This window comes from Streptodolium elevatio (assembly GCF_040649515.1).
Classification (GTDB): Bacteria; Actinomycetota; Actinomycetes; order Streptomycetales; family Streptomycetaceae; genus Yinghuangia; species Yinghuangia elevatio.
In genome coordinates, this window is record NZ_JBEZFP010000061.1 from 1 (window position 1) to 17,709 (window position 17,709).

Consider the following 17,709-nt stretch of genomic DNA (forward strand, 5'->3'; position numbering starts at 1 on the left):
GATGCGGATCGGTGGCGTCGCACAACTCCTGCGCGGCGGGTTCCAGGTAGGGCGTGACGGGCGGGGGAAGCGAGGTCATGGCGGCTCCAATCGCGAGCACACGCGTGCCCTGGAAGATACGTCCCGCACGACTGCCGACCGCTCGGGTACGGACGGGCCGCTCACGGGACAAGGCCCCTCGCCCAATCCTGGTACGCAGCCCGGGCGGCGCAACCCGACGCGAACGGATTTCGCGCCGCCCGCCGTCCCGCGGCGCGTTGCGGGCCTACTCCGTTCGGCTCTCCCGGCCTGCGAAGGGGAGCACCGGGCCGGACCGTGGGGTGATGACGCAGAGCGTGCTGGCCGAGGTGAAGGACGCCGTCACTCCGCGGGCCACGGTGCTGGTGATCGGCGTGATCGCCCTTCAGATGCTGTTCATCGCGTCCTACGTGGGGGCGCTGCACGACCCCAGGCTCAAGGACGTGCCGTTCGGGGTCGTGGCGCCGCAGGCCGTGGCGGAGCAGACCGTGGCGCGCCTCGACGAGCTGCCGGACTCGCCGTTGGACCCGCGCGCGGTGGCCGACGAAGCAGCCGCACGGCGGCAGATCATGAACCGGGACATCGACGGCGCACTCGTGGTGAGCCCGGCTGGTACGACCGACACCCTGCTGGTCGCCTCCGGCGGCGGCAAAGCACTCGCCATTGCCCTGGACACGCTGACCGCCGCCTTGGACCGCACGCAGGGCCGCACCGTCCACACGGTCGACGTGGCCCCGGCGTCCCCGCACGACTTCAATGCCTTGTCGGCCTTCTACCTCGTCATCGGCTGGTGCGTCGGGGCCTACCTGTGCGCGTCGATCCTGGCGATCAGCGCCGGCGCCCGCCCCGCCAACCCCGCCCGGGCAGCGACACGGCTGGGCACCATGACGCTCGTCGCGATCGCCGGCGGACTCGGCGGCGCGGTCATCGTCGGACCGATCCTGGGGGCCCTGCCGGGCAGCGTGGTGTCCCTGTGGGGGCTCGGCGCACTGGTCATCTTCGCTGTGGGGTCCGCCACCCTCGCCCTCCAAGGGCTCTTCGGCATCATCGGCATCGGCCTGGCCATCCTGCTCGTGGTCATCGCGGGCAACCCGAGCGCGGGCGGCGCGTTCCCCCAACCGATGCTGCCGCCGTTCTGGCAGGCGATCGGCCCGGCCCTGCCTCCCGGCGCAGGTACCTGGGCGGCCCGCTCGATCGCCTACTTCCACGGCAATGCCATGACCTCCGCCCTGCTGGTGCTCTCCGCCTGGGCGCTCGCCGGAATCGTCGTCACGATGCTCGCCGCGATCCTGCGGCAACGCCGCCCGGCAGCCCCGGAAGACGCGGCGGGACGGCACGGCCGCCCCGCCGCAGAGCCGGGCCGATAGCACCGCAGGCCGGTGCGCGGCGCCACGCATCGGAGACGGAGGCCACCGGCCGACGGCCCCGGACCAGCCCGCGCCGGCACGGTTCGTGTCAGTCGTTCACGAGCACGATCTTGCCGGTGTGCCCGCCGGACTCCATCACCCGGTGCGCCTCGGCAGCCTGGGACATCGGCAGCGTCCGGTCCACGACCAGCCGAACGGCCCCGCTCTCGATCATCGGCCAGACATGACGCTGTACGTCCGCGACAATGGCCGCCTTCTGGACCGCGGAACGCGTGCGCAGCGTCGTACCGTGCACCGACAACCGCTTGAACACCAGATCCGCCAGGTTCAACGAGCCCTCCAGGCCGTCCTGCAGGCCGATGACGACCAGGCGTCCGTCCGCGGCGAGGGACCGCACGTTGCGTTCGAGGTAGCCGCCGCCGACCACGTCGAGGATCACGTCGTACGGGCCCTGCTCGGCGAAGTCCTCCGTGCGGTAGTCGATCGTCACGTCGGCCCCCAACTCCCGCGCCTGGGCGGCCTTCTCGGGGCCGCCCACGGTGGTGACCACACGGGCCCCCAGCGCCTTGGCGACCTGGATCGCGAAAGTGCCGATACCCCCGCCGCCGCCGTGCACGAGGAGCGTCTCCCCCGCGGTGAGTCCCACGGTCATGACGAGGTTGGACCACACCGTGGCCGCGGCCTCGGGCAGGGCCGCCGCCTCGACCAGGCCGACCCCCCGAGGCACCGTCAGCAGCTGCCCCGCCGGCACGGCCACCTTCTGGGCGTACCCGCCCCCGGTCAGCAACGCGCACACCTCGTCACCCACCCGCCAACCGGTCACGCCCTCACCGACCGCGCTGATCCGACCCGAGACCTCCAGCCCCGGGTACGGGGACGTGCCCGGCGCCAGCGGATACAACCCCCAGCGCTGCATGACGTCCGCCCGGTTCAGGGCACTGGCGCTCACATCAACCACGACTTCGCCGGGCGCGGGCCGCGGATCCTCGACGTCGACCCACTCCAGGACCTCGGGGCCACCCGGTTCCTTGATCGCTACAGCCTTCATGGCACTCCCATCCCACGGCCGACCGAAGGGCTCGTCCATTGCCGAGGCAAACACGGCGGCAAGCCCGCGGCAAAAGATGCACGCGCCGACCGCACGGACCGCAGGGCCGTCACCGCGATCACCGGCAACCCACGCCCCGACGAGGATCACCGCAAGCCCAATGTATGCACTGCATACTCTACGACGAGAAGTATGCACCGTCAACATTGGTGGGTGCCCGCCACCGTCCTCGCCGTGCCCCTCGAGCTCCCCGGCAGCGGGCACCCTGCCGGCGACGGCATACCGCCGCGCAGTCGAGCGGTGACGTTACGCGGGCCGAGCGTCGGACCCAGCACCGCCACCGCGCCCGGAACCGGCAGCTGAGCCCGGAGTGGACCCGGCCCATGAGGACGTGCGGAGGCTCCCGCACCCCGAGCGGCCCTGCACCCTGCGTTGGCCACCCATCCAGCTTCCAGGCACGCGCCGTTCACCTGATCGGGTGGCGGCGCTATCGGACCGCCGTATGCGGCCACGGACCAGGCCCCGAGGTATTGGAAATACAGGTACTGGCCGGCCACCGTCCAGGCATCCCACTGCGACGGGCATGCGGAACACGTCTGCACGACCCGTGTCAGCTTCCGATCCTCGTCCGCACTTGCACTCATCCGACGATGATCACGCAGCTTCAGGTACCCGGCAATCGACTTCGGACCGTCGCCACAGCCACCTCAAGCAGCAGCCAGACGCACGCCAATCTGATCGGCAGGACAGCTCATGGCTGCAGCGCAGCACACGAAGGGGCGCACCCCGGCTGTTGCGCCCCCTCAGCGTTCTTGCGCTCGGTTCACCTTCTGCCGTATTTGACGTCGCGGCGCTTGGCGCGCAGGCGCGCACCGGTGGCGCCCATTCGCCACTTCGCGAAGGGGAGGCTGACGTCGTAGCGGCTGGCGACCTCCTCATCGGTGAGGCCGTCGTAGGCCATCTGGAGTGCTGCCTGGGCGGGCAGGAGGAGTTCGCCGGATAGTTCGGCCGCTTGGTTCTCCTAGGATCGCGACTGTCCGAACCCGTCCGCTACTCGAACCGCGCGGTGTCGCCCGCTCCTCGACGGACGATCTCGGCCTCGTCGCTGGAGAAGTCGATGACCGTGGTCGGCTGGGTGCCGCAGTCGCCCGAGTCCACCACCGCGTCCACCACGTGGTCGAGCCGTTCCTTGATCTCCCAGCCCTGTGTCAGCGGCTCGTCCTCGCCTGGCAGGAGCAGTGTGCTGGAGAGGAGCGGCTCACCGAGTTCGGCCAGCAGGGCCTGGGTGACGACGTGATCGGGAATCCGGACGCCGACCGTCTTCTTCGGGTGCAACAGTTGCTTCGGCACCTCGGACGTCGCGCGGAGGATGAACGTGTAGGGGCCGGGCGTCGATGCTTTGATGGCACGGAACACGTCGTTGTCCAGGTGCACGAACCGCCCCAGTTGAGCGAAGCTCTCGCACACCAGGGTGAAGTGGTGCCGGTCGTCGAGGTCGCGGAGCGTCCGGATCCGGCTGAGGCCGTCACGGTTGCCCAAATGGCATCCCAGTGCGAAACAGGAATCCGTCGGGTAGGCGACGAGCGATCCGGAGCGGATCAGGTCGGCCACGCCGCTGATGGTGCGCTGCTGGGGGTTCTCGGGGTGCACATCGAAGTACTTCGCCATCCACCGACCCTACGGGGGCCGCCGACCCGCTTCCGGCCGACGGATGTCACCCCGAGCCCGATCGACGCAGGCGACGCCGCCGGGACCGTCCGGGTCCGCGCGTTGCGGTGGGGTGCGCAGCAGCTCCGGGGCGTGCGCCCTGCATGCCGAACTGCCCGGGTGGAAGGCGATGACCAACTGGAACCGCGGCGGCTGGGAGCCGGGACCGGTCGACGAAGTTCACATCGTGCCCGGTGCACAGGTGCGGCCGATCCACGGTCAGGACTACACCGGACTGCCCCGCGACGCAGGCGGCGGCCTGGTGCCGTAGCTCCGGGCAGACGCAGGGCCGTTGCGAAGGGAACGGCGCGGCGAACCGCGCGGCGCGTTCTCGGTGCCGTCACGGGGCAACGGCGCAACGCAGTCGACGCGTGATCAGCCCTTCTCTTCCCGCGCCGCGTCGGCGAAGGTGCGCTTGAACTCGGGGCATTCGACGAGCGGGTCATGCGTGCAGAAGGCGGCATGCTGGAGGCTGTCGCGCATGCGCGTGAGCTGGTCGATCCGCACGTCCACCTCTCGTGCCTTGTCGGCCATCCGGAGGCGGAGTTCCTCGTCACGGGGGCGCGCCGCTAGGAATCGGGCGATCTCGGCGATGGTGAAGCCGCAGCTGCGGGCGCAGTCGATCAGCATGAGCCGGCTCAGGACCTCGGGGTGGTACTTGCGGCGCAGTCCATTGCGCCCGGCCGGCGTGATCAGCTCCCGCCTTTCATAGAAGCGCAGCGCGGAGGGGGTCAGCCCGGACTGCCGCGCGACCTCGGCGATATCGAGCACCGTCGGCCTCCCTTGACTTGAACCGCGGTTCAAGTCAGAGCATACGCACCATGCGTATCCATCACCTCAACTGCGGTTCTGTTCGCGCGATCGAAGCGACGTATGACGGTCCACCGTCGACCCACGCCGTCAATCACTGCCTGCTGGTGGAGACGCCGGCGTCCGGTCTCGTGCTCGTCGAGACGGGCCTGGGCCTGGACGACGTACGCGATCCGGATGCCTCCCTGGGGCGGGAGTGGGTCGAGATGGCCGAGCCCGCCTTGGCGGAGGACGAGACCGCGATCCGCCAGATCGCCCGGCTGGGTTACTCCCCGCTCGACGTCCGCCACATCCTTCTCACGCACCTCGACGTGGACCACTGTGGCGGCCTGCCGGACTTCCCCCACGCCCGGGTCCACCTTCTGGCCTCGGAACTGGACGCCGCCCTGGCCCAGGCTCCCAGTTTCCGCTATCGGCCCGCGCATTGGGCGCACGGTCCCCAATGGGCCGCCTACTCCGGGGCCGCCGGCGACGATTGGTTCGGCTTCACCGCAGTTCAACCTGACGGGCTGCCCGAAGACATCAAGCTGATCCCGTTGGGCGGCCACACCTCGGGTCACGCCGGTGTCGCAGTGCGCGACCCCGGCTCGGACATGTGGCTCCTGCACTGCGGTGACGCGTACTACTACCACCGTGAACTCCAGCCCGTGCCCGAACGGCACCCGCTGTTGGACTTCGTGCAGACGAGCTCCGAGACCCACCGTGACCTGCGGCTGGGCACCCAGGCGAGACTCCGCGAACTCGTCCGCGACCACGGCGACCGGGTAACGGCCTTCAGCGCGCACGACCCGTGGGAACTGGCCGCCCTCCAAGCGGCTGCGTGAGCAGACATGCCCGAACACCTCGACGCCCTGCGCGCCGCCGTGGCGCACATCGCCATCCCCGTGGGGACATCGCCGGGAGACTTCTCCCAGATGCTCGAAAGATTGATGTCGACGCCCAGCTCGGTCACGACCCGCCCGGTTATCACGTGCAGGTGGATGCCGCCGCGGGGCAGGAAGCGGGCTGGGCCGCGCGTCACCCATTCGGGTTTTCATTGTTCAGGAACACCGCATGGCTGCGGAACGCTGCTGCGAACCTCACCACCGCCCCGCAGCCCCGCCCGTACCGAGCCGGCCCACCCACGACGCGCGTGATCAATACAGCTAGGCGGCCTTCCCGTTCGCAAGCACGGTGGCGACATGCCGGCATCCCGGCGACCGAAGGACGCGCCGAACTCGTCACCGTACGGTGGAATCGGTGAGTGATCGACGCCGTCGGGGTTCTTGGACAGCGCCGCTCGGTCAGTGGTCGTCTTCAATGTGCCGAGTGGGTATCGCGGGCTTACGTGATCATGGGGCCATGACCATCGTCATCGTTGCTGGTAAGTCCGCCTTGGCTGTTGGCACGCGTGCCAGCGTTCGGTTCTCGGCCGCTGGCCGAGCACTTCACGCTCCAAGATCTGGGCGGCGACACGCACCGGGCAGGCTTGGTGCGCGCTGGACGCGAACGTCGTTGCGCCGTTCTGGCTCGGGGAGTAGGTCGCTGTGTGGAGCGAGATAGCCGCAGCAGTCGTGTCCGGGGTCGTGGTCGGTGTCATGACCGTGTCCCTCCAGGCCCGCAACGCCAAGGCCACCGAGAGGAGCGCTCGGACTGACCCACCACCCGTCGAGGAGGACCATGCGCTGCGCCGCGCGGCCGCCTTGGAAGCCCTCGCGGTCATTGCGACGGCCGAGGACGCGCTGCGCTTCATGCCCGAGACTGACCCGACTGGCTCCGACCAGGAGGTTTTCCTCGACCGCGTCGTCTACCCGGTTTCCCTGGCGCTGCACCGGCTCGCCGCATTCGTGCCTGAGGCACACTGGCCCGGTCCGGAACTCATCGGCCTGCTCCATCGCCTCGGCCCAGGCTTCCGCAGTCGCCACGGGGCGGTCTCCGTCAAGGCCGAGCAGGTCCTGGAGCACGCGTGGGCGGTGTGTTATGCCGTCCTCGACGCCCGTGCACTGCCTGACATGCCGCCCCATCTGTGGAACGAGCGCGGACCGTGGGGCGGCACCGCCGCTGTGGACCAGGGACCCGCCCCTGAAGGCTTCACGGACGACCCGCCGTTCTGAGAGCGGCGTCCCGGGCCGTCAGAACCACCAGAACCTCCGACGACAGGCCTCGAAGCCGCCCGAAGGCCCTCTTCAGGTACCCGTAGCGCGCTGCTCCGGGCGGTCCAGAACCTCGCGCCAAGCACGCTCGCGCTGGTCGATCAGACGCCCGGCGCGCTTGAGAGCCGTACGCGTGGCCTCCCCGCGCTGCGCCCGCTGGTTCGCGAGGACCGCCGCTTCGCTCCAGCTGATGCCGTCGTTCTTGGCATAGGTGTAGGCGACGGCACGGTCGGCGTCGGTCTTCAGCCACCGGAGCGCACGGGGCACGCGCGGGTCGTCGAACTGGTCCTCGGGGGCGAGGACCCGGGCGATCGCTTCGTCCTCGGGCCCCGGCACGGACACATCTGCGCTCGCCCGACTCCATGAACTGCAGCAGGAATGGGGCGCAGCTGAAGCCCTGTACAGGCAAGCTGAGGCGGCATGGCCCCCGCTGAACGCTGTCTGGTCCTTCTTCTCTCTCCGGGTCAGTGAGTCACCACGGCATTACGTACTGGACCCCCGACCGACGCTCTGGGACCAGGTCCGCATGCGCGAGCGCGCAGGTGCCTGCGACCACGCCTGGGAACTGGTCGTGGCCGCCGCAAACGCCGGCGACGCAACTGCCCTGTGGAGGCTGGCCGGCGACCGTATGCGCCGACGCCGCACTGTGGAGGACGGGTTGAAGGCACGCGAGGCGCGCATGGTCCTCAGATACGGCATCGACTCCGACGGCCACCCCAGCCGCCCATGGGACACGGACCGGCAGCTGCATGGAGCAGCACCCTGGTGGGTCGACGCCTGACAGGGCGCCGCCCGTCGACACCTGACCCGCATGCAGAGTCCTCCACCGGCGCGTCGGCATGTCAGCGGTGATCTCAACAACACTGACCGGCTGGTCCCTGCGTTCGCCCCACCCGCGGAACAGTCGAAGAAGATTCCGGGTTCGTGTCGTCCGTCGGCGCTAGCCTCATTCCAGCGGTCGCCCGCATCAACGATCCCTAGCCTGCCTCGCAGGTCTCTCGGGTGAGGGCGCGCCGTTTTGGCAGTCTCGGCCCCGGTGGGGCCTCTCGGTGATTGGACGCCCTTGATGCGTCGTACGGATGCGGTTCTCCCCTGGCTCGCGGACCACCAGTTGCACATGGTCGCCACCATGGCTCATGTGGACGACACCCTGGACCGTGCGCTGAGGCTCGTCCACGACTACTCCGCCCGAGGGCCGCTGACGCTGAAGAACGTGGTGCGCGGTGACCGCGAGGAGGTCGTCGTGGAGGCGATCGCGCCGCTACCGCAAGCTCTGCCCCGCTTGGTGGCCGATGCCCTGACCCAGCTGCGGGCCGCCATGGAGCACGCCCTATACGCCGAGGTCGAAGCGCAGCTCGCGCGTCCGCTGAGGGACGAAGAGGCGGTGCGGATCGAAGTGCCCGCGTGTGTGACCGCAGCCGCGTGGACGAAGTGGCTGGGCAACACCAAGCGTTCGCAACTGGCACCGCTGCGCGTGGGAACGCCCTTGACGGAGCGGCTCGAGCGTCTGCAACCGTTCCAACGCAGCGATCCTGACGATCATCCCTTGCAACTGCTGGCCAAACACACCAACACCGCCAAGCACCGAACCCCCGCCCAGATCGCCACCCGGATCGGCACCGTCTACCCCGACGATCCCGCGAGCCCGCTGGAGGCAGTCGTGCCTGCAGACCTGCGGCCGCGGCCCGGAGGCGGTGCCGCTGTCCAGGTCGGAGACACCATCGCCAGCGCGCCACGCGGGCAGCGGATCGCCTTCTCGGTGGTCCCGACGGTCTGCCTGCGTCGACCCCACACCGGGGTATGGACCATCCTCGCGCACGAGCTACGGGACCTCGAGGAGTGGGTGCGGACCATAGCGCTGCCTGTCCTGCTGGCCGGGCGCCACGACCTCCCGGTGATTCCACCGCAGTTGGACATCGCCACCGGCTACGACGACGTGCGCACCCGTCTCGCTGAGGCCGGCACGGTGCCAGCGGCCGAACGGTCCCGGGCCCGATTCGGGGCCGCAGTCGCGCGCACCGGGCTGGTCGACGTCCTCGCACCCTCCGCGGTCAGCCCCGATGCGGAGATCGTCCGGGCGTGGGTCGCCGCGCTCACCGACGCTGAGGCGGTAGAACGCGCGATCCGCCTCGCGGCAGTCCGCCACGACCTCGCTGCAATCGTCGTGGTGTTCCGCGCCCTCATTGCCGAAGCCCGCGCGCATGCGGCGCGCGCGATCAACAGTTCGGATTGAGTCTCAGTACAGCGCCCCCGTCCGACATCCACCGGTCCACCCCGCCGCCGTTGTTTCTCCAGCGCGTCAGCCCCTCATGTACTGCATGGCCTCCGCGTGCCGTTTCCTCGCGGTGTCGCGCAGGAGCTCGCGGAGCTGTTCGCCCTGTCGACCGTGCGTCTTGACGGCGTGGCAGTTCGGGCACAGGGCGACCATGTTGGCCGGGTGGTCCGCGCCGCCGCGGGAGAGGTCTTGGACGTGGTCGACCTCGAGTATCGGCTCGCCGGTCCTGGAGACCTCGCGGAAGCCATGGCTCGCGCATAGCGGACTCTCACACCGGCCTCCGGACCGGGCGATGACCAGGCTCCGAGCCTCGCGCAAGCGCCGCTGCCGGCGGACGGCCTCCTGGGGCATCAGCGCCACGTGCCCCGCATCCTCCAAGACCTGCACCCGCCGCCGGTAGTCCACCGGCGCGGGGCTGGTGCCTGGCGCCGGCGCGGTGTCGGTCTCCCCGGGAACGGACTCGGTGGGAAGCAGCGCCGCTACGGTTCCGGGCGTGCAGCCGGGACACCACAGCTTGTTCGCCTCGGTGTACGCGCCTTGCCGCGCGCCCGGGACCAGGTGCCGCCCGACGGGGTGACCGCTGTCGTGGAGGGTGCACGCGAGGCCGTACTCGTAGTCGTAGAACCGGCCGTCCTCGTGCTGCTTTCTCCGGACGATGACCTGCAGGTCCCGGTGCGGTTTGGCGTACTGCACCAGCCACCCCGGTATGCACGACGGCCCGTCCGGCACCTTCCGCCAACGGCCGTCCGTACCTTGTTCCTTCTCCAGCATGGGCACCCCGTCATCCCAGCGCGCGCCGCACGCACCCGCCGAACAAGCAGACTATGCAGGCCGGGCACCGCCGGGGGCGCCTACCAGCAAACTCCCGCGCGGGGCCGCGCACGCGGTCAGGCGAACCGAGCGGAACGGCGCTCACCGGTCTGGAAGTTGAACTCCCAGAGGTGTACTTCAGGCGGTTCGCCGCAGAAGTCGCAGACTCCGTCGCTCAGGAGCCCCTGGGAGTAGTTGTGGGCGGAACCGCCGGGGCCGTCGTAATCGCGTTGCGCGCTGCTCTGCTGCAGTTCCGACCTTGCTGACAGCGGCCGCAGCAGTCGTGCTTGAAGATGGTCGGGTTCACCTTCTTACTGCATCCACCGTGGCTGCACCGGTAGTAGCCGCCTGCATGGTTGGTGTACCGCCGGGTGGTGGGTGGGTCGGCGGCGTCGTCCTTGGCCGCAGCGTCTGCTCTGGCGCGGGCCTCTGCAGCGGCGATGAAGCCGTTGATCACCACAGCGGCCAGCACGATCACACCGGTCTTGACAGCAGGCCCAGTAGGGCTCCACCCGGCGGCGATGCGCTGGCGGAAGGTAGCGGCCCCAGCGCTGGCCAGTTGCCGCGGCACGGAAGGCTGGGGATGATCGCTCGGAGGGTGAGCAGGTGTTTCGTCCGGCGCTGGCATTCGACAGATCCTTCTCTCAGTTCCGGAAACTGGCACAGTCGGGGTTGCAGGGCTGGTGTCAGTTGCTGGAGGGGTATTCCGTCCACAGGCCCAACCCGGCCAGGAGCTCGGCGACTTCGTTGAGGAAGCGGCGGACGACCTCGAACGGCAGGTCTCCGTCCTGGTCGTCCCACAGCATCGGTCCCTCCACCGGGTCCTCGTCGCGGAAGCTGACCATCGACAAGCGCTCTCCTGGCGGCAGCATGCGAGTCAAGCCGGCTGCGGCGACCTGGTCGGCGGCCGCGGCTGTGCACAACTGGAAGTATCAGCCGTTGTCTTCCTGAACGGGCACCATCGCGTATCCGGCGCCGGCGTACTCCCACACCACCGGTCGCGGCGCCGCCCCCGTCGTTGGTGTGAGGTCGGCGCGGTCCAGGATCTTCCGGACCGCAGCCACGTCCTCGGGGCGCCGGCGGCGCAGGCGGCCTGCGGGGGTGGACGCCAGGTCGGCCGGGCGGATGACCACCAGCGTCAGGCCGCGGGCGGGGATAAGGGTGTCGCCGAGGCGGCCGTACAGGGCGCGCTGCTCGCCGCGGTGGACCCCGCTCACCGTGAGCTGGTCCGGTTTGTCGAAGAACGCGGTCGGCACGTCGTGTTGCCGCTCGCGGTACTCAACGACCAGCTGCTGCCGCTCCCAGTACCCGTCCACCGGCAACCGCGCCCGCCGCCCGGAGGTGCCCCGGTCCCCGAGGAGCCAGTGGAACCGGTGCTGCCGACTGCCGCGCTCTCCCAGGACCGCGTCACACAGGTCCAGCACGTACGCCTCGTCGCTGTCTTCCCGCCCCATGACCGTCCATCCTCCGTGACCGGTCCGCGCGAGATGACGCGAACGACGAAAGCTGACCGTCGAGTTGAGAGGCGATCTTGTTCAGCGCGCAAGAAGCCGACGTGCGCGGGGTGATCAGGCGGCGGCCCGGGAGGCGAGCCAAGCAGCCCACCATCCGGCGCCGGGCAGGTGGCCGTAACGGGAGTCGGCGCGTGCGCGCCAGAACGCTGCCACGCGGACGGAGGCGTCCTGGGTGGCCTCGACCGGAGCCGGGTACGGGCGCGAAGGCAGGTACCGCCCCGCGGCGGGAACCGCCGGGGCGCCGGCGGCGCGGAGCGCGCAGGTGCGGTGCTGGCCGTTGGTGAAGTTCTCCTGTCTGCCGTTCCAGAGGACCGGGTCGGTGAACAGGGACGCGATCCACGGGTGTTGCTCGGGAGTGGTCCTGGGTCGGCCAGCGCGGCCTGGCACATGTCGACGGGGTCCTGACCAGGTGCGGTGGCGTCGACGGCGATCTCGGCGATGACCTTCCAGTCCTGGTGGTGGTAGGGGCAGGCGGCGAAATCGGTGTCGGTCAGGGCGCCGAACAGTTCGGCGTTGACGGCCGGCCACACGTCGCTGTCGGCCGGGTAGGTGGCGCGGATCTGTTCCGCGCGTTCCTGATGCGCGCATTTGTGGAGCTTGCCGGGCCACGGCAGCTGGGACAGCGGCACCGGCCGGTAGCCGGTGACCCCGTCCACGTGGAGGGTGCGGGCTTCCTGGTCGCCGTCGAACTCGCTGTCGTAGAGGTCCTGTTCGTCCGCGGGTGGTGCTGGCCGCAGGACGGCGTCCGCGCGGCGCTGGATGTCGGGGTCTGCGGGGCGCAGCCCGTCCAGGACGACGTCAAAGCCGTCGGTCGACCAGGGGTCCTCGGTGTCGTAGGCGACGCGTTCCACGTTTGGGGCGACCAGGACGCGCACCGGCTTCGCCGGCAGCAGCAGGAGACCCGGAACCCCGAACACCCCGACACCGATGACCGGGCCGTCCGCCCACTCCGGTGCGGCGAACAACCGTCGGCCTGCGGCCGGGTCGAGGTGGCCGACCCCACTCCGCGCGGGCGTAGCCCTCATCCACGTCGAGGTTGTCCTCCCCCGAGGCGCAGGCCTGGATCTGCAGGTAGTCGCCCACCGAGAGCGCGGAGGCCGGCTTGGCGAACGCCGCCCGCCGACGCCCACCGGCGTGAGGGACGGCAGGACGGACGGGGGCGGTCGGGGCGGCGGGCTGTTCCGGCTCTACGGGGTCGTTGCGGCGTGGGTCCGGGGCGTCGGGGACCACCGCGCCGCCGAATAGGGTGCCCGGACCGGGCTCGTCCCACCACTGGTGCGTGGCGTCGTGGGCGCGGCGTCGGGCAGGGACACGCAGCAGGGTCCGGTGGTCCCTGGGGCGCAGCAGCAGCGGCCCCGGCAGTCCGTGGCAGAACACCGCGGGGACCGCCCGGCCCGGGCGCGGCCGGCCGCTGCGCGACGGCAGCCCCGCAAGGTCGCGCAGGTGCTCGACCCGGTCGATCCGGGCGAACCCCTCCACGGGTCCGCGGTGCCGGGCACCGAACCGCGCGTCACCCACCCGGAGATAGTCGCCGACCCTCAGTGCCTCGGCCAGCTGCGGCCACATCTGCACGACAGCGTCCCCCGTTCCGGCGCCGCGCGCCGCGGCCAGCCTTCGTACCGACAACCCATTCCCGTCGGCCGGTGAGGCCGATGCAGGCGAATGCGGCCCGCTGCTGTTCAGCACCAGCAGCGGGCCGCGTCTTGGGGGGCGGGTTAGCCTGGTGTCAGGCGGTCCGGGGTCCCTGGAGCAGGAAGTTGCGAAACGTCCTGCGCACTGATGTTCTCCCGGCTTTGGGTCGGTTGCCGGCCGTACCGCCACCCGGCTCCGCCGCACGAACCGCCACTGCGCGGAACGACACCGCCCCGAGCAGTACACCCGCTCCGGCTTCGACCCCGGCGGCAACACCGCACCGCAGGCCGGACACAACCGCCCCCGCGCCCCGACCCGCAGCCGTACAACCCTGCCGCCGTTCACTCCAACAGCGTAGAGACGCGGGTCAGTTCAAGAACGAGCACTTACGGGTGGTCGAGCCAGTGACGCTGACCGTTGACGTCGACGGTGACACCGTACCGGGTGATCTCGGGGCGGCCGTGGTCCTCCCACCAGCGGTACGCGGCCTCGGCTTCGTCCCACAGGCGGCGCGGGCCCTGTTGGGTCACGTCGTGGCGTTCCCGTACGGGGATGGAATCGGTGGAAGCCCAGGTGCCGCTTTCGCGGATGTGCACAGCATGTGCACTTCAAGCAAGAAGCCGGCTCCGCGGGGCTCACCGGGCTCGGCGACAGGCGCGATCGACGCGCCTGCTAGCGTCCGCCTCATGGGGGCACCACGCGTTGTAGTCGTCGGGGGCAGCGGGTTCTACGGCCGGTACGTCGTAGCCGACTTGCTGCGGCAGCCGGAGGTCACGGTGACGGTCGTCTCCCGGCGGCCACCCGCGCCCGGGTTCGGGTCGCCGAGAGTGGATTGGGTAGCGGCCGACCGAACGGACGGCCCGCGGCTGGCGGAACTCTTCGCGGACGCGGCCGCAGTCGTCCACTGCGCCGGCCCGTTCCCGGCGATCGGCGCGCAGCCCTGGGAACCGCTGCGGGCCGCGCTCGCGGCGAGAGTTCCGTACGTCGACATCTCCGAGGACCGCGCCTTCCGCCACGGCGCACTCGAACTCGCCGCAGGAGCCGAGGTCTCGGTGGTGACCGGTGCCTCCGTCGTCCCCGGCCTCCAGGCCCTGCTCGTACGCGACCTCGCCCAAGGGCTGGACCGGGTGGACGCCGTACGCTGTTCGGCCGCCCCCGACACCCGACGGCATCGCGGACCGGCGATGTTCGAGGCCATGTTGCACGGCGCAGGACTGCGCTTCGAGGCGCCGCGCGGTGGCAAGGCGGCCACCGTGTACGGCTGGTCCGAGCCCGAGTGGGTGCAGTTCCCGCCGCCGGTGGGCCGGCGGCTCGTCCACCAGGTCTACGAGATGGCCGATCTCGATGTACTGCCCGAGCTGTTCGGTGCCAGGACGGTCAGCTTCAAGGCCGGCACCGAGTTCGGCACTCTCAACCGGGCGCTCGGCGCGTTCGCGGCGTTTCGGGCACGGACCGGACGCCCCCGGCAGCCGGAACGCTGGACCCCGGTGGTCAGGGGCGTTTCCTGGCTGGTGGGCCGCTTCGGCGACGAGGCCGGGGCGTTCATGGTCGAGGTGACCGGGCCGCGCGGAGGACGCACCCTGACTCGGCGGATCGGCCTGACGGTCTTGGAGCACGGCGGCCGGATCCCCGCCCTCCTCGCGGGCATAGCCGTGGAACGCCTGCTCGGCGGAGCCCTGGACACCCCTGGCGTCCTCCCCTTGGACCGGTGGCTGCCCGCGGCCGACCTCTACGCCGCCTTCAAGGACCGCGACGTCCGGCTGTGGACGACCACGTCCGACGACACCGACGACTGGCGGATCCGGTTGTTCCCGTCGGCGAAGGTCGAGGGCCGCGACGTCGGCAGGCTCATCTAACCTCGGCGCATGCCTCTCCGATGCGCTGTCCGCGCACCTTGCCAACCCGCGGTTCTGGGCCGCGTACAACTTCCAGGACGACACCCTCGACGATCTGCTCGCGGACGCCGAGCCCAACGACGAGGACGACCTGGTCTTCCCGGATCTCGAGGACTGCGAGATACCCGTCGAGGTGACCGACGAGCACGCTGGTCCTGAGCATCGACGTCGACGCCGGCTACTTCGAACTCGGCCTCCGGACGTCGACGTCGGAGGAGGAACACACACTCGGCTGGGACGACCAAGCGCACTGGCATCCGCACGTGTTCCGCTGGGACGAGCTCGACCTCGTCTGCCGGGCCGCCGCGCTGCGTGATCCCGGACTCCCCCACCCCGGCCCGCTGGTCGCCTTGCTCGCCCGCTTCGCGATCGCCGCCGATGACGTCGACGTCGCATCCTTCACCCCGATCCTCGACGCAGCGTACTCCCACCTGCGCACCGCAGCAGGACCGGAGGCCGAGGCCTACTGGCCGAGTTCCACCGAGTGGCCGGGCGAGCGCGACCTGCGCGGTGCGTCCGTCACCTGGCAGACCGACGCCGACGGTGACACCTTCCCCGAGCAGCCTGCGGCGCACGCGGGAACTGCAGACCTCCACACCCTGCGCCGACCGCCGGGAGTCAAGGCGGAGACCGAGGCCAAGGCCGGTTCGGACGCGGAGATCGACACGGATTCGGACGCCGTCGACGAAGGCTTCCCCTTCGCCGCGTGAGCCTGCCAACGTGTCGTCAGGACCGGGTGACAGTGGCTGGGCTGCCGGTCGGTGTCGGGCCGTACAGCGCCACCGTGACCTTCCACGTGCGAACTGCTGTCGGGGCGCCAGACAACGCGCCGCGTCCGACGTCCCCCGTCGTTGCGGAACCACCTCGATGCCCTGCACTGGGAGGGACTGGCATGCCGGACGGAATCCTCTGGCTCCCCGACGAGTTCAAGATCCTCTACTGCGTCGTCTTCGTTCGGAGCGTGACCGAGGAGGAGTTGGCGCGGCGCCTCGGCGCAGACCCTGCTTCCGCGGTGCCGATGACCTGGGCGGACGTGGATGACCGGGCCGTCGGCTCGTATCACGGTATGCCCGAGGAGGTCATCCAGCTCGGCAGGGCGGGCGACTGGGCGTTCGCGTTCGAGCACCGCTCCACCGTCGGCTACACGTTGCTCGCACCAGTCTCGAACGGGGACGGAGGCGGTGCTCGTCGCCGACTTCCACCTCACGCGCGCCTTCGCGTACGCGCAGCACGGCGAAGTCGTCACGCGCTTCGAGCCGGGCATGGAGCGCTTTGCCGCGGGAACCGACCCGCGCCGGTGGTGGCCCGAGATGATCGAGGCCGGACTGCTCCTGCCGGACGGTCGGTCCCCCACCGAGGCGAACATCTCCGCCGACTACGACCGGGACTGCCTGCGTTTCGCCGAAACCACCTTCACGCTGGACCTGCCCCGCGAGGCGATCGTCCACGGCCCCCTGCCATCCGTCCTCGTCCCCAACTCCGAGTACATTCCGACACCGTCAAGACCCATGCGTCGCCGACCTATGCGCCGCGACCCGCGGTAGAGCGCGCCACCGCGTCGGGGTGCGCCTCCCGACACCACTCAGAGCCGCTGGTTCCCGTGGCCTCGCGCGCCAACCGTCTACTCGCAGGCGCTCTGTCAGCGGGGCGGGTCCCGGCGATCTCCGCTTCAGGGCATACGGCCGCTTGCGCGGCGAGCGCGTCGCGTTCCGCGACGTCGCCCGCCAGGCCCCACCGCAGCTTCATCGCAATCCAGTTCACCGCATACTCGCACCGGTACAGCTCATGCGAAGGCACCCACTGCGCCGGATCCTTGTCCGCCTTCGACCGGTTCGACGTCGGTGACACCGCGATCAACGGCCGCTCGTCGTCCAGGTCGTTCGCGTATGCATGACGCTCCGACCCTGACCATTCCGCCGCTCCGGCTGGCGGGGGGCGCTAGTCCAAGCGTGCGATATTCCCCACGTCGGCATGCGACAGTGCCTGGCGTTCATGCCTGCGTCGTGTGCCGAGTGGGCCCGTGGACGGCCGCGTCATGCCGGCACGCGGCGGGAGCGGGTCAGGGCCAGGGTGCCGAGTGCCACGGCGATCAATCCCACGATCAGGGCGACGATGCCTCCGCCCAGGCCGTTCCCCGTCCCGAGGCCGCCTTCGGCGGTGACGACGACCAGGAGCCCGAGGGCCGCGCTGATGATGCCGGCGGCCACGGCGGCGACGGCGCCGCTGCGGCCGGTGCCCGGACCGGAGCGGGTACGGACGCGGCCGGTGGCGCGGGCCAGGGCCAGGCCGCCGACCATCGCGCCGGCCAGCCCGAGGAACGCGGCCACGGTGGCGCCGATCCGCCCTGAGCCGAAGTCGCCGACGGCGAGGGGCTGTGCGGAGGCGTGCACGACGGCCGGTGAAGCGAGCACGGACAGGGCGGACATGGGCTGCTCCTTCTGCTGGGAATGGATGTCGTCCGAGGATGTCCGCCGGGTCCGTGCGCGGTCGTCCACCGACTG

20 protein-coding genes and 1 pseudogene are annotated in these 17,709 nt (G+C 70.5%); 9 read left to right on the forward strand and 12 right to left on the reverse strand.

Going from position 1 to position 17,709, the window contains the following annotated elements; genetic code table 11:
- Window positions 1-323: 323 nt before the first annotated feature.
- A complete protein-coding gene (locus tag AB0C36_RS22755; protein WP_358356743.1) occupies window positions 324-1,385 on the forward strand; it encodes an ABC transporter permease in 1,062 nt (353 codons plus the stop codon).
- Window positions 1,386-1,473: 88 nt separating this feature from the next.
- Here AB0C36_RS22755 and AB0C36_RS22760 read toward each other — a convergent pair whose 3' ends face one another.
- The 3 genes and pseudogenes from AB0C36_RS22760 to AB0C36_RS22770 all read right to left on the reverse strand — a co-directional run bounded on the left by AB0C36_RS22760 (window position 1,474) and on the right by AB0C36_RS22770 (window position 4,101).
- Window positions 1,474-2,433: an NAD(P)H-quinone oxidoreductase gene (locus tag AB0C36_RS22760; RefSeq protein ID WP_358356745.1), complete on the reverse strand. Its 960-nt coding sequence runs from the start codon at window positions 2,431-2,433 to the stop codon at window positions 1,474-1,476.
- Window positions 2,434-3,256: 823 nt separating this feature from the next.
- A pseudogene (locus tag AB0C36_RS22765) lies at window positions 3,257-3,442 on the reverse strand (hypothetical protein); the annotation flags it as partial.
- A gap of 41 nt (window positions 3,443-3,483) precedes the next feature.
- Window positions 3,484-4,101, reverse strand: coding sequence for an L-threonylcarbamoyladenylate synthase (locus tag AB0C36_RS22770; RefSeq protein ID WP_358356747.1), 618 nt, complete (start codon window positions 4,099-4,101; stop codon window positions 3,484-3,486).
- 169 nt (window positions 4,102-4,270) lie between these two features.
- Between AB0C36_RS22770 and AB0C36_RS22775 the strand changes: the two genes are divergently transcribed.
- Window positions 4,271-4,411, forward strand: coding sequence for a hypothetical protein (locus AB0C36_RS22775; protein ID WP_358356749.1), 141 nt, complete (start codon window positions 4,271-4,273; stop codon window positions 4,409-4,411).
- Window positions 4,412-4,515: 104 nt separating this feature from the next.
- Here the strand turns inward: AB0C36_RS22775 and AB0C36_RS22780 are convergent, their stop codons facing one another.
- Window positions 4,516-4,911: a MerR family transcriptional regulator gene (locus AB0C36_RS22780; RefSeq protein ID WP_358356751.1), complete on the reverse strand. Its 396-nt coding sequence runs from the start codon at window positions 4,909-4,911 to the stop codon at window positions 4,516-4,518.
- 50 nt (window positions 4,912-4,961) lie between these two features.
- On the opposite strand from AB0C36_RS22780, the gene AB0C36_RS22785 reads away from it, so the two are divergent.
- Window positions 4,962-5,774, forward strand: a complete 813-nt coding sequence (locus tag AB0C36_RS22785) for an MBL fold metallo-hydrolase (RefSeq protein ID WP_358356752.1) — start codon at window positions 4,962-4,964, stop codon at window positions 5,772-5,774.
- Between the two features lie 702 nt (window positions 5,775-6,476).
- The gene (locus tag AB0C36_RS22790) at window positions 6,477-7,043 is read left to right on the forward strand and encodes a hypothetical protein (protein WP_358356754.1); all 567 of its coding nucleotides are present in this window, start codon (window positions 6,477-6,479) and stop codon (window positions 7,041-7,043) included.
- Between the two features lie 72 nt (window positions 7,044-7,115).
- Here AB0C36_RS22790 and AB0C36_RS22795 read toward each other — a convergent pair whose 3' ends face one another.
- The gene (locus AB0C36_RS22795) at window positions 7,116-7,418 is read right to left on the reverse strand and encodes a hypothetical protein (protein WP_358356756.1); all 303 of its coding nucleotides are present in this window, start codon (window positions 7,416-7,418) and stop codon (window positions 7,116-7,118) included.
- 190 nt (window positions 7,419-7,608) lie between these two features.
- Here AB0C36_RS22795 and AB0C36_RS22800 point away from each other — a divergent pair, with 190 nt between their 5' ends.
- Entirely contained in the window at window positions 7,609-7,863 is a 255-nt protein-coding gene (locus AB0C36_RS22800) for a hypothetical protein (RefSeq protein ID WP_358356758.1), read from the forward strand.
- A gap of 348 nt (window positions 7,864-8,211) precedes the next feature.
- Complete coding sequence (locus AB0C36_RS22805; protein WP_358356822.1) at window positions 8,212-9,315, forward strand: hypothetical protein; 1,104 nt, start codon at window positions 8,212-8,214, stop codon at window positions 9,313-9,315.
- Between the two features lie 66 nt (window positions 9,316-9,381).
- Here AB0C36_RS22805 and AB0C36_RS22810 read toward each other — a convergent pair whose 3' ends face one another.
- The 5 genes from AB0C36_RS22810 to AB0C36_RS22830 all read right to left on the reverse strand — a co-directional run bounded on the left by AB0C36_RS22810 (window position 9,382) and on the right by AB0C36_RS22830 (window position 13,843).
- Window positions 9,382-10,128: an HNH endonuclease gene (locus AB0C36_RS22810; protein WP_358356760.1), complete on the reverse strand. Its 747-nt coding sequence runs from the start codon at window positions 10,126-10,128 to the stop codon at window positions 9,382-9,384.
- Window positions 10,129-10,853: 725 nt separating this feature from the next.
- Window positions 10,854-11,018, reverse strand: a complete 165-nt coding sequence (locus tag AB0C36_RS22815) for a hypothetical protein (RefSeq protein WP_358356762.1) — start codon at window positions 11,016-11,018, stop codon at window positions 10,854-10,856.
- Between the two features lie 81 nt (window positions 11,019-11,099).
- On the reverse strand, window positions 11,100-11,621 hold the full coding sequence (locus AB0C36_RS22820; RefSeq protein WP_358356763.1) for a hypothetical protein: 522 nt from the start codon (window positions 11,619-11,621) through the stop codon (window positions 11,100-11,102).
- 114 nt (window positions 11,622-11,735) lie between these two features.
- Entirely contained in the window at window positions 11,736-12,068 is a 333-nt protein-coding gene (locus tag AB0C36_RS22825) for a hypothetical protein (RefSeq protein ID WP_358356765.1), read from the reverse strand.
- A 1,631-nt stretch (window positions 12,069-13,699) separates the two neighbouring features.
- Entirely contained in the window at window positions 13,700-13,843 is a 144-nt protein-coding gene (locus AB0C36_RS22830; RefSeq protein WP_358356767.1) for a hypothetical protein, read from the reverse strand.
- Between the two features lie 156 nt (window positions 13,844-13,999).
- Between AB0C36_RS22830 and AB0C36_RS22835 the strand changes: the two genes are divergently transcribed.
- A complete protein-coding gene (locus AB0C36_RS22835) occupies window positions 14,000-15,169 on the forward strand; it encodes a saccharopine dehydrogenase family protein (RefSeq protein WP_358356768.1) in 1,170 nt (389 codons plus the stop codon).
- Here AB0C36_RS22835 and AB0C36_RS22840 read toward each other — a convergent pair.
- Window positions 15,162-15,371: a hypothetical protein gene (locus AB0C36_RS22840; RefSeq protein WP_358356770.1), complete on the reverse strand. Its 210-nt coding sequence runs from the start codon at window positions 15,369-15,371 to the stop codon at window positions 15,162-15,164. The genes AB0C36_RS22835 and AB0C36_RS22840 overlap by 8 nt on opposite strands.
- On the opposite strand from AB0C36_RS22840, the gene AB0C36_RS22845 reads away from it, so the two are divergent.
- Both AB0C36_RS22845 and AB0C36_RS22850 read left to right on the forward strand, forming a co-directional pair.
- On the forward strand, window positions 15,370-15,918 hold the full coding sequence (locus AB0C36_RS22845) for a hypothetical protein (RefSeq protein WP_494410255.1): 549 nt from the start codon (window positions 15,370-15,372) through the stop codon (window positions 15,916-15,918). The two genes, AB0C36_RS22840 and AB0C36_RS22845, sit on opposite strands and share 2 nt — an antisense overlap.
- A gap of 471 nt (window positions 15,919-16,389) precedes the next feature.
- On the forward strand, window positions 16,390-16,752 hold the full coding sequence (locus AB0C36_RS22850; protein WP_358356774.1) for a hypothetical protein: 363 nt from the start codon (window positions 16,390-16,392) through the stop codon (window positions 16,750-16,752).
- 489 nt (window positions 16,753-17,241) lie between these two features.
- Here the strand turns inward: AB0C36_RS22850 and AB0C36_RS22855 are convergent, their stop codons facing one another.
- The gene (locus AB0C36_RS22855) at window positions 17,242-17,634 is read right to left on the reverse strand and encodes a DUF6223 family protein (protein ID WP_358356776.1); all 393 of its coding nucleotides are present in this window, start codon (window positions 17,632-17,634) and stop codon (window positions 17,242-17,244) included.
- Between the last annotated feature and the right edge of the window lie 75 nt (window positions 17,635-17,709).

Excerpts from the sequence above, each read along its gene's own strand:
- AB0C36_RS22820 (WP_358356763.1), bottom strand. The coding sequence starts at position 11,621 with ATGGGGCGGGAAGACAGCGACGAGGCGTACGTGCTGGACCTGTGTGAC.
- AB0C36_RS22785 (WP_358356752.1), top strand. The coding sequence starts at position 4,962 with ATGCGTATCCATCACCTCAACTGCGGTTCTGTTCGCGCGATCGAAGCG.
- AB0C36_RS22800 (WP_358356758.1), top strand. The coding sequence starts at position 7,609 with ATGCGCGAGCGCGCAGGTGCCTGCGACCACGCCTGGGAACTGGTCGTG.
- AB0C36_RS22755 (WP_358356743.1), top strand. The coding sequence starts at position 324 with ATGACGCAGAGCGTGCTGGCCGAGGTGAAGGACGCCGTCACTCCGCGG.
- AB0C36_RS22770 (WP_358356747.1), bottom strand. The coding sequence starts at position 4,101 with ATGGCGAAGTACTTCGATGTGCACCCCGAGAACCCCCAGCAGCGCACC.
- AB0C36_RS22760 (WP_358356745.1), bottom strand. The coding sequence starts at position 2,433 with ATGAAGGCTGTAGCGATCAAGGAACCGGGTGGCCCCGAGGTCCTGGAG.
- AB0C36_RS22775 (WP_358356749.1), top strand. The coding sequence starts at position 4,271 with ATGACCAACTGGAACCGCGGCGGCTGGGAGCCGGGACCGGTCGACGAA.
- AB0C36_RS22805 (WP_358356822.1), top strand. The coding sequence starts at position 8,212 with ATGGCTCATGTGGACGACACCCTGGACCGTGCGCTGAGGCTCGTCCAC.
- AB0C36_RS22855 (WP_358356776.1), bottom strand. The coding sequence starts at position 17,634 with ATGTCCGCCCTGTCCGTGCTCGCTTCACCGGCCGTCGTGCACGCCTCC.
- AB0C36_RS22840 (WP_358356770.1), bottom strand. The coding sequence starts at position 15,371 with ATGCTCAGGACCAGCGTGCTCGTCGGTCACCTCGACGGGTATCTCGCA.
- AB0C36_RS22810 (WP_358356760.1), bottom strand. The coding sequence starts at position 10,128 with ATGCTGGAGAAGGAACAAGGTACGGACGGCCGTTGGCGGAAGGTGCCG.
- AB0C36_RS22835 (WP_358356768.1), top strand. The coding sequence starts at position 14,000 with ATGGGGGCACCACGCGTTGTAGTCGTCGGGGGCAGCGGGTTCTACGGC.